This is a genomic window from Oryzophilus luti (genome assembly GCF_059726245.1).
Genome location: NZ_AP040874.1, coordinates 961,891 through 975,584 on the forward strand (window position 1 = coordinate 961,891; position 13,694 = coordinate 975,584).

Genomic DNA, 13,694 nt, shown 5'->3' on the forward strand with positions numbered 1-13,694 from the left:
TCAGCCGCGAGCGGTAACGACGGTGTGCCGTGCAATGCAAAGAGGCAGCCCTTGGGCTGCCTCTCGTGTATCTTGAAATGCCTCTGCCCATGCGGCAGGGAAGCGCTCTAGCGGGCGATCTTCTTCTCCATCACCAGAGGCTGCGCGCTGCGCGGCGGACGCCGCGTGCCGGTGCGGATGGCCCGCACGTCCAGCTTCAGCTCGGCAATGGTGCGGCTGAGCGTGTTGCGGTGCATGCCCAACTGGCGCGCCGCCTTACACTGGTTGCCGTTGTTCTGCTCCAGCACGGTGATGATGAACCGCTTCTTGAATTCGCGAACCGCTTCCGAATAGAGAATTCCGCTCTGGTACATCTGCGATACAAGTGCTTCCAACTGTTCTTTCACCGTGCGCCTCGTTTCCCTTTCTTTCCAGGGAGCCCCGTCCCAGGGAAAGCTCGTAAGAATTCAATCTACAGAACAACAGAGTGAAGCTGTCTCTCTCCGGCCGCTACGTCGTGTGCGGCAGGTTTTCCAGCGCCCGCAGGCCGTCCTGGTAATGGTGGCGAAGCTCGCCCGGTCCAACCCAGGTGAAGCCCCGCGCCACGGTCAGGAAGAACGGTGCGATCCGTGACTTGGCAACCGACTCCGGATGCAGTCCGAAACTCGTCATCCCCAGCAGCAGCACAACCACGATCATTGCGCCCCGCAGGAGGCCGAAGCCCATGCCGAGCAGGCGATCCATCCAGCTTACGCCAACCTGCTTCAGCACCCACTGCACCACACGCGCCACCACGCCGGCCACAATCAGCACGCCGACAAAGATGACGATAAAGCCGAATCCGCTCGCCAGCCAGTCACTGTTCACATACGGCCGGAACCACTGTGCCGCGCGAGGGTAGTTCCACGCCGCCAGCAGGTAGCCGAGAACGGCTCCTGCCAGCGAAATCACTTCCATCACGAAGCCGCGTGACGCCGCCAGCAGCGTGGAGACAACCAGAATCACCGCGATCAGCCAATCAAGGCCGTTCATGCTAGCCCTGCGGCAGTTCGCGCCCGGTCAGCAGGCGGTACGCTTCCACGTACTTGGCGGTCGTGTTGCGCTGCACTTCTTCCGGCAGCGACGGCACGGGAGGCTTCTTCTCCCATTTGATCGCTTCCAGGTAGTCGCGGACGTATTGCTTGTCGTAGCTATCCTGCGCGCGGCCCGGCGCGTACTTATCGGCGGGCCAGAAGCGCGAGGAGTCCGGCGTCAGCACTTCATCGGCAAGCACAAGACCCTTGTCGGTGACGCCGAATTCAAACTTGGTGTCAGCAATGATGATGCCCTTGGTGGCCGCATAATCGGCGCACGTCTGGTAGACCTTCAACGTCAGGTCACGCAGTTTGGTGGCGTCGGCCTCGCCGACAACCTTCACCATCGCCTCAAACGAAATATTCTCGTCGTGCCCGGTCTCCGCCTTGGTCGAAGGCGTAAAGATCGGCTGCGGAAGCTTGCTGCTTTCCTGCAGCCCTTCCGGCAGCTTGATGCCGCAGACCGTGCCCAGTTTCTTGTATTCCTTCCATCCGGAGCCGGCCAGGTAGCCGCGCACCACGCACTCGATGGGGAACATCTTGGCGCGCTTCACCAGCATGGAGCGGCCGCGCAGCGCGTCGGCGTACTTCTGCAGTTTCGCCGGGTACTCCTCCACCTTGGCGGTCACCAGGTGGTTGGGCACAACGTCCTTCAGCAATTCGAACCAGAAGAGCGAGAGCTGCGTCAGTACGCGGCCCTTCTGCGGAATGCCGCTGCCCAGCACGTAGTCGAAGGCCGAGATGCGGTCGGTGGCCACAAACAGCAGGTGCTGGTCGTCAACCCGATAAACGTCGCGGACCTTGCCGCTGGCGTGCAACTCAAGATCAGGAAAGTCGGTATGCAACAGGACGTTGTCGGATGTCGTGTTCACGGGCCTCTCTTCTTGGAAGTGTGATTCCAAACCAGTGCCTCTATTTTGTCAACGATTGATGCGATTCGTAAAGTCCGGGCCGGAAGCGGCCAGGAGGAAGTTGCTTGACAAACCCTGGTAAATCGCGGAACCCGCATGAATAGCGGCTTTGCGATATGCCTGATTTCTCGGCGTCTCGAAAGGGAATTCAGGCGGAGGAAGAAAAACCGTAATCACGGATAAATGGGATCGCGCAAGTGTTCGGAGGTGCACCGTGGGAGGGTGTCCGAAAAAACACTTGCGTGGTTACTTGCGGAGAAGCTCAAACAGTGGCCGCCGCACGGGGCGACGGCCACTCACTTCTTACGCGGTGGCAGCCTTCGGCTGGCTGTCCTCGCCAAAGCGAACCGAGACAATCTTCGAGACGCCCGGCTCCTGCATGGTCACGCCGTACATCACCGGCGCCGCCGACATCGTGCGCTTGTGGTGCGTGATCAGGATGAACTGCGTCTGCACGCTCATCTCGCGCACCAGGTCGGTGAAGCGGCCAACGTTCGTTTCATCCAGCGGTGCGTCCACCTCGTCCAGAATGCAGAACGGGCTGGGTGCGTACTGGAAGATACCAACCAGCAGGCTGAGCGCGGTGAGCGCCTTCTCTCCGCCGGAGAGCAGCAGCACGTTTTGCAGCTTCTTGCCCGGAGGCGAGGCCACGATGTCGATGCCGCTTTCGGCCGAGTTCTCCTGGTCGGTGAGCCGCATGAAGCCCTGCCCGCCGCCGAACAGCTTGCGGAACGTGACCTGGAAGTTCTCGTTGATGATGTTGAAGGCTTCCTCGAACTTCTGCCGCGAGATGGTGTCGATCTCCTTGATCGTGTTCTGCGTGTTCTCGATCGACTCCAGCAGGTCCTTGCGCTGCGTCTCCAGGAAGCCGTGGCGCTCCGCCGTCTCCTGGTACTCTTCGAGCGCCATCATGTTCACCGGGCCCATGTTTTCGAGCTTGGTGCGCATCTCGCGATAGGCCGCGTCTTCGGCGATCAGTTCGTCTCCGCCGACATGGACAATCGTCTCGTCCGCCATCAGCTCTTCGCGCTGCAGGCTCAACTCCTGCACGCACGTTTCGCTCATGTGCTCCACGTCGCTGGCTACCTTGGCGGCCTGCGCGGAAAGCTCTCCGCGACGGTCGCGCAACTGGTCCAGCGTTTCGCGTGCGGACTTCAACTCCTGCTCGATCTCCGCAATGCGCGCGCGCACCTGCTCGGATTCCGCCTGAAGTTCCTTCTCCTTCGCCTGAAGCTGCTCGCGCTCGGCCGTCCAGTTTTCAAGCTGTACGGTCAGCGATTCGTTCTCACGCTGGCGCTGCTGCGTTTCGGCGGCGGCGGCATCAAGCTGCGAGCGCAGGCTGTGCACGCGGTTGCCAACCTCGGCAACCATGGACTGGATTCGCGCCAGCGATGCGGCGGCAGCGCGACGGCGCTCCTCCAGTCCAGCGACGCGGGCCATGACTTCGCTCGCTGCATGGGCGGCGGCGTCACGGGCCGAGCGTAAACCTGCAAGTTCATCCTGGCCGGTCGTCATCGCGGCCTCCAACTCGGCGCGGCGCGCTTCGTGCGCGGCCAGCTCCGCCTGGCGGTCTTCGATGAAGCGCTGGCGATCCTGCTTCTCCACATCCAGCCGCTGCAATTCGCGGTCGAACTGGGTCAGGTGCTCGCGCGTGCGGCTGATGTCGGCATCCAACTGGCGCAGGCTGTGGCCGCTGGTGATGGCCTGCTTTTCGGCCTCGCGGCGATCGGTCTCCAGGTGATCGAGCAGCGTGGTCAGTTCGCTGATCTCTCGCGCGATCAGTTGCACGGCGGCTTCCTTGTCGCGCATGGCGATCTCAAGCTCGCCCATCTGCCGCTGCACTTCGCGCAGTTCGCGCTTCATGGCCAGCGGGCCTTCGGTGCGCTGGCGTCCGCCGGTCACGGTCACGTTGTGGAAGCATTCGCCCGTCTGCGAGAGGAAGTAGGCGTCGGGATTCTCGTTGGCCAGCGTGCGGCCAATGGCGGCGTCCGGCACAAGGTAGCCCTTGCCGAGCTTCGGCAGAATCACCTCAAGCGAGCGGCCAAAGCCGTTCAGCACGCGGATGCAATTCTTCAGCGGCGTCACGCCGGTCACGCCGTGCGCCATCACTGCGGTGTCTTCACCCACAAAGGGGAAGCGCTGCTGGAAGTCGTTCTCGTGAACCAGGAACGTGGCGCGTCCTTCGGTGGCGTCCGTGCGGAGCAGGTTCAGGCCCTCGCCCGCCGACTCCCACGACTTCACCACCACGTAGTTCAGCTCTTCGCGCAGGAACTCGTCGACGACCTGCTCAAAGCGGTCTTCGACTTCGATGTAGTCGGCCAGCACGCCGCTCGGCGCGTGTCCGCCCTGCAACTGCCCGGAGCGCAGCAGGCGGCGAACGCTGTCGGTGGAGTAGCCGTGCTCGCGGATGACCGCCTCGAGCGAGGCGCGCTTGCCCTGCAAGGTTGCGAACTCCGCCCGCATTGAATCCAAGTGGCGCTTGCCGTCGGTCTCCGACTGCCGCTTGGCGGCGATGGTCTGCCGGGTCTCGGCAATCTGCGCCGCAATCGACGTGACCTTCTGCGTCGCCGTTTCGTACTCGCCCTGCAGCACACCACGCTGGCTGCTGAAGGTTTCAATCTGCTGGTTGGCCGCCTCGGCTTCGGACTTCAGCCGGTTGGCTTCGCGCTCCAGTGCCGCAATGCGCTCTTCCGCCTGCGTGATGCGGTTGCGCACGGCCGAAGCCATGTTGATGGCGTCGAGCACCGAGCGGCGGCGCTGCTCCAGCTGGTTCTCCATGTTGCTGAGCGTCTGCGTGGCGGTCTGGGCTTCCTGCTGGCGCTGGCGTTGTTCGTTCTGCGCTCCGGCAACCTCGGCCGCGGCGCTCTCCAGCACCTGCTGGTTGCTCGCCAGTTCCGACTGCAGGCTCTCCAACTGCTGCTGCGTGTTGGCAATCTCGGCTTCGGCTCCGGCCGAGCGCGCAGAAAGCTCTGCGCAACGTTCCTGGTTGGTGCGGATGCGGGCCGTGGCGCGGTCGCTCTCCATCGCCACCTGGTTCAGGCGGTCATGCGTCAGGCGCAGATCGTTGTCAATGGCGTAGCCGCGCTGCGTGCGCTCGGCATGCTCGCCATCCATCGCTTGCACGGCCTCACCGCGCGTTTGCAGGTCGGCCACCAGCGTGGTCAGCTCACCGTCGAGCTGCTCCTTCTGCTGGTGCAACTCGGCAAAGCGGCTGGAGAGCACCACGCGCAGTTTGCCGCGCATTTCGTCGCGCAGCTTGGCGTAGCGCTCGGCCTTGGCCGCCTGACGCTTCAGGCTGTTCATCTGCCGCGTCACTTCGTCGAAGATGTCATTGATGCGCGAGAGGTTCTGCTTGGCATCTGCCAGGCGCGCCTCCGCCAGACGCTTGCGCGTCTTGAACTTCGTGATGCCGGCGGCCTCCTCGATGATGTTGCGGCGGTCGGTCGGCTTCGACGACAGAATCTGCCCGATGCGGCCCTGCTCGATGAGCGCGTAGCTCTCCGGGCCAAGGCCGGTGCCCATGAAGATGTCATGCACGTCGCGCAGGCGGCAGATTTTGCCATTCAGCAGGTATTCGCTGTCGCCCGAACGGAACAGGCGGCGCGTCACCACAATCTCGCCCTTCTTGAAGGTACGGTTGAACTTGCGGCGGCGAATCTTAAGTACTACTTGAGGTCCCGCGGTGGAGGCGGCAGCGGCGGCTGCGCCTCCCTCCGAGGTTTCCCCGTCGCTTGCGGAGGGCGACGGGGCAGCAGACGGCTCCGCGGGCGCGGCGCCGTCTGTGGCGGCGGAAACCTGACCTTCCGGTGCCGGGATCTCATCGCTCTGTCCCGGACGCACCTCTTCGGTGTATTCGTCCACTTCCTTTTCGCGGGCCGCGCTCAGGCTGGCTTCGTCCCAGTCGTCGGGCATCTCGTCGCGAATCTCAATCTCCGGCTCCACCACCTCGGCGCCTTCGTAGACGGAAGGGTCGATGAGATGCAGCGTCACTTCCGCCATGCCGGTGGGCTTGCGGTCGCGTGTCCCGGCGAAAATCACGTCGGTCATGCTGCCGCCGCGCAGAGTCTTCGCACTCTGCTCGCCCAGCACCCAGGCAATGGCATCGGAGATGTTGGATTTGCCGCAGCCGTTCGGCCCCACGATGGCAGCAATGCCTTCGCCGGGGAACTTCAACTCGGTGCGGTCACAAAAGGACTTGAAGCCCAGAATCTGGAGCTTTTTTAGTTTCAGCAAGTGGACTCCTTGCGTACTCGCGCTGCGCCATACCCGGCACAGCAACTGCGAGAGCGAATTCTGCGGTGCCGCACCCTCTGGAGTACCGCCGCGCGTTCACGCGGCTTCTGCCCGGGATGTACTTTCCGCGAATCCGGTCTAAAGGACGTTGCGCCTGCCGTGCGCGCAAACATCACTGGTCAATACACTCTGTTCCGCCACGGGCCGCCGCAGGGAACTGCTCCTGCTGCTGCGCGGTGCAGATTGGGACCCTTAACAAACAGTCCCCGGTGCCACAGAGCTACCGGTGTTTGCCCCTCTGCCAGATGGGGCGCCCTTGCGTCATCGGTCTCCTTCATGGAGGGCTGGTCCGTGACGCGTGTGTGCGAGTGGTGGCTGGTGCCGGACGGTGGATTCACATCCCGGCGCTCCCTGTTGCGCTTCAACCCGACGGCTGGTCGAGTTGACTTGCTCAGAGACCCGCCTCGCAAGTTAAGGAAAGGGTATAGCCCGTCCTGAGGCAGCGTCAAGGAACAAAACACCAGATTTTGGGGTGCTCTGTGCAAAACGGCTACTAATTGCACTCCAATTGTATCAACCGGCATCACTGGTCACCCTAAGCCTCATGATATGCACTATTTATGGTGCAACCATTCAACTGCTGCATGCAGTCGGAGCCGGGCACAGCAACACTCTCGCACAGCCGCCAACGAAGGCCGGTTAAGCCTTCGTGAAACTCACACACTTGTCGCTGGGGATTGTTCAATCGCGAACGGAGAACCGCCAGAAGCAAACTCAGCCTAGCGCGAACAGAGGGCGAAAGGCAAGGCGGCAGAAGGACACGGATCGGGTGCGAATCCGCGTCAGCCCTGTGGCCGCTTGGGCATCGGCTGGATGAACGCGAAGCCTTGTCATCTAAACCGGCTACGACTGTTTCTTCAGGAAGCGCGTGTGGTGCTTGTTGTGCCAGGGCTGGGGCATGTCGCTGACGCGCAGCATGCTGATGGAGCCATCGACCTCCAGCACCGCGAGCGAGACCTCCTTGACGCTGGGGATGCCGTGTTCGCGCAGGGCGCGGTCAATCTCGTCGACCGTGACGTGCTCACGTGCCATGTGCGGCAGAATCATCTCGCCGTTGTGGATGAGCAGCGAGGGCTGGCCCTGAATGATGCGCCGGAAGCGGCGGTTGGTGCCGCTCAACTCCGCTACAAAGTAATTGAGCAGCAGCAGCGTGACGGCTGCCACCGCGCCGCCAGCCAGCGAGTTGTCCGGGCCGGTCATGGCATTCTGGACCGAGTTGCTCAACAGCAGCAGCAGCGTCAGGTCGAAGGGCGTCATCTGCCCGACCTCGCGTTTGCCGGTCAGGCGCACGCCCAGCAGCACCAGCAGGTAAACGACGGTTGTACGTCCCACGATGTTCAGTAGCACGACCCAGCTTGTCAGCATTCGTTCGGTTCTCCCCGGCAAGCCGCGGTGGCAGGGCTTGCGCTTTGCTTTGAAGAAACATCATACAAAATGGAAAAGGCCCGGCGTGTGCCGGGCCAATGCCTTTCTGGTTGAGAGCAGAGGTTATTTCGGTGTTGAGAGGTAGCCGGTAACGGCTTCCTTGTCGACGCCGAAGATGACCAGCTCATAGAGACGGTGGTCGCGGCCCGTGTAGAACTGCAGCGGCTCGGCGGCGGTGCGGTCCTTCTTCTCGATCGTCTTGTCGTCGGCCATCACGTTGAGTGTGAACTTGCTTTTCTTCGGGTCGGTCTTCTTCAGTTCCAGCGCAATGTTGGAGACGGCCTGCTTCTGCTTCTTGCGCAGGGTGAACTCGTAGTAGTTGCGGTCGCCCCTGTGCTTCAGAACCTCCAGCTCGTCATGGTTGCGGGCAACCAGGCCGCTCTGCACGCCAAGGTCGCCAATAGTCTTTTCCAGTTTGGCGTTGGTGGCATCCAGGTCGGTGCGCGTCTTGGCAATGTCGCCCCGGGCGCCGCCCAGCTCGGTCTTCACGGCACCCACTTCGCCGCTCACGCCGCTTAATGCCTGGTTGGTCTTCTGCTGCTCCGCGGTCAGCTTGCTGGCGGAAGCTTCCTGCTGGCGCTTCAATTCGGCGGCGCGCGTGCTCAGCTCCTGCTGCGTCATGCCCACCTTGTTGCCCAGTTCTTCAGAGGTCTCATGCAGCGCGGTGTTGGTGATGTGGAGCTTTTCATCCAGTTGCTTGATGGAGGCCACGACGGCCTTGTTCTGGCCCTCCAACTCGGCAACCCGCCCGCGCAGGTCAACCACAAGGTAGATCAGCAGAACAGCGATCAGCGTCAGGACCGCGAGAATAATCTTTTGAAATAGGTCCCATGTTCCGGACTGAGAGTGAACCTGCGTTTCCTCGGTCATTGCATGACTCCTTTTCTCGTACAAACCCGGCTCGGGCCGTAAGGCTTTGAAAAGAGTAACACCTGGATTTTGCAGTGCAGGGAACTGGGTGTCAATCAGAACCCGCTGCGCGCCCTGTCCGCACGTACTTCTCCAGAATGGTTGGACGGAGCAGATGGCGCTTGAGTGGGATTACTTTTGACTCTGTTCGTTCAATCGACCGCTATCGTCCCTTTAGGCCTTGCGGGAACGTCCGGGGCAGTGCAATCTTTCATAAAACGTTTCAACAAATGGAGAGGCGGAGTTCTATGTCTACGCTGGCCGCACGAGCCGGCGCCTGGTTCCTGCGGGCGCGTGCGGGGTATTTGGTCTGTGCGCTGTGCACTATTCTGCTGGTTGGCGTGTTCGATCACCTGCTCGATTACAACGTGGAGAGCAGGATTGGAGACCCGGTCATGCAGCTGGTCCTGCCCCCGGTTGCTGTTGGTATGGCTGGCGCAATCGCCAGTTGCTTCCTGCTGGGAATGATGCGCCGCCTGCGCCGCCGCGTGCAGGCCGAGCACGAACGCGCCGCCAACCTCAACCACATCATCCGCAACTCGCTGGAAGTGATTGCGCTGGTGCATCACCTGGAGTGTACCGAGGAGCATCGCGCGATGGTTTCCGAGAGCGTGAGCAAGATCGACCGCGCGCTGAAAGAGCTGTTCCCGGTTCAGTCAATCCCGGCCAGCCAGAAGGTCCCTTTGGAATAGCCGAATCTCTGCCGGGAGTAGCTTCCTCTGCAGACCATCCGGCGTGTTCCAACCCGCACCCACTTTCAAAACGGTCTACAATCTCCAAGAACATGAGCGAGCCGCGTAGCTGGGATGTAGCCATTATCGGGGCCGGGGTCATAGGCGTTTCGCTGGCCTTGGAGTTGAACCGCGCAGGGATGAGCGTGCTGGTGCTGGAGCGGAGCGAGCCGGGGCAGGAGGCCTCGCACGCCGCAGCCGGCATGGTCGCCTATCTGGACCCTGTCACGGTCAAGGAATTGCTGCCGCTGGCGAACATCGCCGCTAGCATTTATCCGGAGTATGTGCAGCAACTCGAAGCCGAGTCGGGCTGCAAAGTGGATTTTCGCCGCGAAGGCGTCCTCCAGCTTACCTACCAGCCGCTTGAGGCCTATCTCACCGATACCGGCCTGGTGCGCCAGCTCGAGCCGGGCGAACTTGCGCAGCTTGAGCCGGAGGTGAGCTTCCGCTCGCTGGCCTATTTCGCCAAGGAAGACTGCCTGGACCCGCGCACGCTGATGTCGGCCCTGCTGGCGGCGGCAAAGAATAAGGGCATTGAGATTGTCACGCATTCGCCGGTGCTGGAAGTGCTGCACGAGCACGGCCGCGCCACCGGCGTCCGCACGGCCAGCGCGAGCTATCCGGCTGGAATCGTAGTCAACAGTGCCGGAGCCTGGGCCGCACAGGTTGCACCGCTCAACATTCCGACGGTTCCGGCCCGCGGACACATGCTGGCGCTGATGGAGCCGGAGGCAGAGTTGGGCAAGGCCGCGCCATTCCTGCGCCATGTTGTGCGCACGCCGGATTGCTACATGGTGCCGCGCACCGATGGCCGTGTTGTGATTGGCTCCACGCTGGAGCCAGCCGGTTTTGATAAGACGGTGGACCCGCGCCGCATTCAGCGGCTTCGTCAAGCCGCGCAGAAGTTCGTTCCAGCTGTCAGCCGCATGAAGCTGCACGAGGCCTGGACAGGGCTGCGCCCCGGTACGCCGGACGGCCTTCCGGTTCTGGGTGAGACGCGCCTGCACGGCTACTATGCATGCACCGGGCACTACCGCGACGGCATCCTGCTGACGCCGGTGACGGCGCGCGTGATGAGTGAGCTGATCCGCACGGGGAAGACCTCGGTGGACCTCTCGCGTTTTGCTCCGCACCGCTTTGGCGCCTGAGCCCCTCAGTGCGGATACAATGCCAATGAATCGCAAAGCCCCCGGAACCGAGGCCGACTCCGTTGACGACGAAACCCGCTAGCCTGAAGGAATGCACTGCGGAGCGCACATCGCTGTTGTCCGCAGACGCTGAAACCTGGTTGTTGCGGCTGGCGTTGTTCGGCACGCTTGCCGTCTACCTGCAAACGATCAATTTCAGCTTCGTCTTCGACGACTTTCCGCTGATCGTGCTGAACCCGTGGCTGGAGAGCTGGCGTGGCATCCTTGCGATGTTCGCGCACCATTCATTCGCCTTCTCGGATACGCCCATGCCGGAGCGTCATTACCGCCCGATCTTTATGTTGTGGGTGTGGTGCGTGCGGAACACAGGGGGCGCTCTGCCGGGATGGTTTCACCTGTGTGCACTGGTCACGCATCTGGTGGCCGTCTACCTGTGTTATCGGGTGGCTCGCGTGCTGCTTGGCAGCGGTCTGTACGCTGCGGTAGCGACGGTGTTCTATGCCGCGCATCCGAGCAAGGCGGAGAGTGTTGGCTGGATTGCTTCCGCCACCGAAGCGCTGGTGTCGGTATTCCTGTTCGCATCGTTGCTGGCGTATTTCCGCTGGCGTGGCTCGCAGGGACGGCGCTGGCCGTGGTTGTTGCTGTCGCTGCTGTTTGCCGCGCTGGGGCTTCTCTCGAAAGAGACGGCAATCTTCCTGCCCGTGCTGGTGGCGGCCTACGAATGGTGGTATGGCGAAGGACGAAGACCGGAGCGGTTTCGCCGAGTGCTGGCCGGGGCTGCGCCATTCCTGCTTGTGGCTGTGATCTTCATGTTCGTGCGCATGCTAGTCCTGCATGGCAGTGGAGACCACCTGCTGCCGGCGCATCCGGCGGAGCTTCGCGCCGCCCTGCTGACGATGCCCGCTGGCTTATGCCTCTACCTGCGTCAGCTAGCGTGGCCCGTGAACATCAGCGCCTTCTACTCGCCAGTGGTCGTTTCCCACGTCACGTTGACGGGCTTTGTGATTCCCGCATTCGGAGTGCTGGTGCTGGCCGTGCTGTACATCCGCTGGGCCTGGCATGAGGCGGCCTTGAAGTTCGCCGCCGTCTGGTATGTGCTGACGCTGGCTCCGGTGCTCGCTGGCTTCTGGTGGATCACCCTGCATGACCGCCATCTGCATGTGCCGTCCTTCGGTGTGGCGCTCATGCTGGCCGTGGCGGTGCGTCAGCTCTCGGAACGAGTGCCGCAGAAGTCGGTGCTGTGCGGCGTGGCGGCTCTCGGCGTGCTGCTGTTTGCCTTGAGCGCGTGGCAGGTGCGCTGGTGGAGCGACGAGTTGACCATGTTCGGGCATGCAGTGGATGTGGCGCCCGACAATACAGAGGCCGTCGATTTTCTTTCGCAGGCGCAGTCCTCAAGTGGTCATCCGGAGCTGGTGGAGCAGACGCTGTTCAACGGTCTGCGGGTGCACCCGGACTCCATCCGACTCAAATTGGCCTTGGCAGGCCACTATTCCGCCGCAAAACAGAAGGATCGCGCCGCGATCTTGCTGGAAGAAGTTCTTCCTCGTCTGGTGGGCGACGCGGATCGGCATTCCTTCGTCTGCTACCAGCTTATGGGCATTGAGCGCGAGCGCGGAAACCTGGCTGCGGCCGAGCGCTACGCCCGTTGCGCCGTTCAGGATGCGCCCGGCGTTCCCGGCTACCGGAGAACCCTGGAGAACATTCAGCGCGAACGCGCGGCGCAACAGCACTGAGCTGGCCCTCCGCCGCAGGCAGCGACGCTCGCGCGCGGTGTATACTGCGCTGTTTGGAACTGCACAAACACGAAAGGAAATCGCATGGCAGCTTCGGCTGTATCGTTCGCCAAGCAGAATCAGCAACGCTTTCTGGATGAGTTGAAATCCCTGCTCCGCATTCCCAGCGTGAGCACGCTGCCCGAGCACAAGGAAGACATGCTCAAGGCGGCCACCTTCATTGCCGACGAGTTGAAGCGCATCGGCTTCGAGCACGTGGAACTGGTGCCGACGGCGGGCAATCCGCTGGTCTACGCCGACTGGCTCCATGCGGCGGGCAAGCCGACCGCGCTCTGCTATGCGCACTATGACGTGCAGCCGGCCGAGCCGCTCGACGAGTGGAAGACTCCGCCCTTTGAGCCTACCGAGCGCGACGGCAACCTCTACGCACGCGGGGCCGCCGACGACAAAGGCCAGCTCTGGATGCAGGTGAAGGCATTTGAGGCACTCATGGCCGGCAACGGCGGCAAGTTGCCCATCAACGTGCGCGTGATCTACGAAGGCGAGGAAGAGGTTGGTGGCGAGTCGATCGAGAAGTTCGTGCACGAGCATCCCGAACGCCTGAAGAGCGATTTCGCTCTCATCTGCGATACCGAATTGTTTGCGCCTGACCTGCCGACGCTTTGCGTGGGCCTGCGCGGACTGGTGTACACCGAGATTGAAGCGCAGGGCGCCACGCTCGACCTGCACTCGGGCGTTTATGGCGGTGCCGCGCCGAACCCGCTGTTTGCGCTGGTGGAGATCATCAGCAAGTTGAAGGACTCGAACGGCCACATCCTTATCCCCGGCTTCTACGACGCGGTGACCAAACCGACGGACGCGGAGCTGGCGGCATGGAAGGCGCTGCCGTTCGACGAGGAGCACTACCGCAAGACCGAAGTCGGCTCCACGGAACTGACCGGCGAGCCGGAATACCCGGTGCTCTACCGCACCTGGGCGCGTCCGACGCTCGAAGTTCACGGTATCCCCGGAGGCTTCGTGGGAGCAGGTGCCAAGACGGTAATTCCGGCGCGCGCTTCGGCCAAGGTCTCCATGCGGCTGGTGCCGGCGCAGAACGCCGACGACATCTATGGCAAGTTCACCAAGTACGTGATGTCGTTGTGCCCGAAGGGCGTCAAGCTGAACATCAAGTGCCACTCCAAGGGGCCGGCCTCGGTCGTCAGCACAGACAACAAGTACATTCACGCGGCCAACGAAGCGCTGCATGAGGTCTTCCAGAAGCAGACGGTCTACATGCGTTCGGGCGGCTCCATTCCGATCGTCACGCAGTTCAACGAGGACCTCGGCATTCCCTCGGTGATGATGGGCCTGGGCCTGCCGGACGACCAGATCCACGCGCCGAACGAGAAGTTCCACATTGCCAACTACACGCGCGGCGTTGAATCCGTGGTGCGCTTCTTCACCATCCTCGGCAAGTAGGCGAGCGTCGCAGCAGATCACAGCCAAAAGCCCC

At 62.4% G+C, this 13,694-nt stretch carries 10 protein-coding genes; 4 read left to right on the forward strand and 6 right to left on the reverse strand.

Annotated features, from left to right (window positions below; all coding sequences use genetic code 11):
• Positions 1 to 107 precede the first annotated feature (107 nt).
• From AC6IZO_RS04140 to AC6IZO_RS04165, 6 genes are all read right to left on the reverse strand, one after another.
• Positions 108 to 374, reverse strand: coding sequence for a helix-turn-helix domain-containing protein (locus AC6IZO_RS04140; RefSeq protein ID WP_497808288.1), 267 nt, complete (start codon positions 372 to 374; stop codon positions 108 to 110).
• A 115-nt stretch (positions 375 to 489) separates the two neighbouring features.
• A complete protein-coding gene (locus AC6IZO_RS04145) occupies positions 490 to 1,011 on the reverse strand; it encodes a CvpA family protein (protein ID WP_497808289.1) in 522 nt (173 codons plus the stop codon).
• A 1-nt stretch (position 1,012) separates the two neighbouring features.
• On the reverse strand, positions 1,013 to 1,924 hold the full coding sequence (locus AC6IZO_RS04150; protein WP_497808290.1) for a phosphoribosylaminoimidazolesuccinocarboxamide synthase: 912 nt from the start codon (positions 1,922 to 1,924) through the stop codon (positions 1,013 to 1,015).
• Positions 1,925 to 2,266: 342 nt separating this feature from the next.
• Entirely contained in the window at positions 2,267 to 6,196 is a 3,930-nt protein-coding gene (gene smc, locus AC6IZO_RS04155) for a chromosome segregation protein SMC (protein WP_497808291.1), read from the reverse strand.
• A 903-nt stretch (positions 6,197 to 7,099) separates the two neighbouring features.
• The gene (locus AC6IZO_RS04160) at positions 7,100 to 7,621 is read right to left on the reverse strand and encodes a DUF421 domain-containing protein (RefSeq protein ID WP_497808292.1); all 522 of its coding nucleotides are present in this window, start codon (positions 7,619 to 7,621) and stop codon (positions 7,100 to 7,102) included.
• A gap of 123 nt (positions 7,622 to 7,744) precedes the next feature.
• Entirely contained in the window at positions 7,745 to 8,551 is an 807-nt protein-coding gene (locus AC6IZO_RS04165) for a hypothetical protein (protein WP_497808293.1), read from the reverse strand.
• Between the two features lie 287 nt (positions 8,552 to 8,838).
• On the opposite strand from AC6IZO_RS04165, the gene AC6IZO_RS04170 reads away from it, so the two are divergent.
• From AC6IZO_RS04170 to AC6IZO_RS04185, 4 genes are all read left to right on the forward strand, one after another.
• Positions 8,839 to 9,282: a hypothetical protein gene (locus AC6IZO_RS04170; protein WP_497808294.1), complete on the forward strand. Its 444-nt coding sequence runs from the start codon at positions 8,839 to 8,841 to the stop codon at positions 9,280 to 9,282.
• A gap of 92 nt (positions 9,283 to 9,374) precedes the next feature.
• The gene (thiO, locus tag AC6IZO_RS04175; protein ID WP_497808295.1) at positions 9,375 to 10,469 is read left to right on the forward strand and encodes a glycine oxidase ThiO; all 1,095 of its coding nucleotides are present in this window, start codon (positions 9,375 to 9,377) and stop codon (positions 10,467 to 10,469) included.
• A gap of 116 nt (positions 10,470 to 10,585) precedes the next feature.
• Positions 10,586 to 12,202 (forward strand): glycosyltransferase family 39 protein, encoded by a 1,617-nt coding sequence (locus AC6IZO_RS04180; RefSeq protein ID WP_497808296.1) that lies wholly within the window; start codon positions 10,586 to 10,588, stop codon positions 12,200 to 12,202.
• Positions 12,203 to 12,286: 84 nt separating this feature from the next.
• The gene (locus AC6IZO_RS04185; protein WP_497808298.1) at positions 12,287 to 13,660 is read left to right on the forward strand and encodes a dipeptidase; all 1,374 of its coding nucleotides are present in this window, start codon (positions 12,287 to 12,289) and stop codon (positions 13,658 to 13,660) included.
• The last annotated feature ends 34 nt before the right edge of the window (positions 13,661 to 13,694 follow it).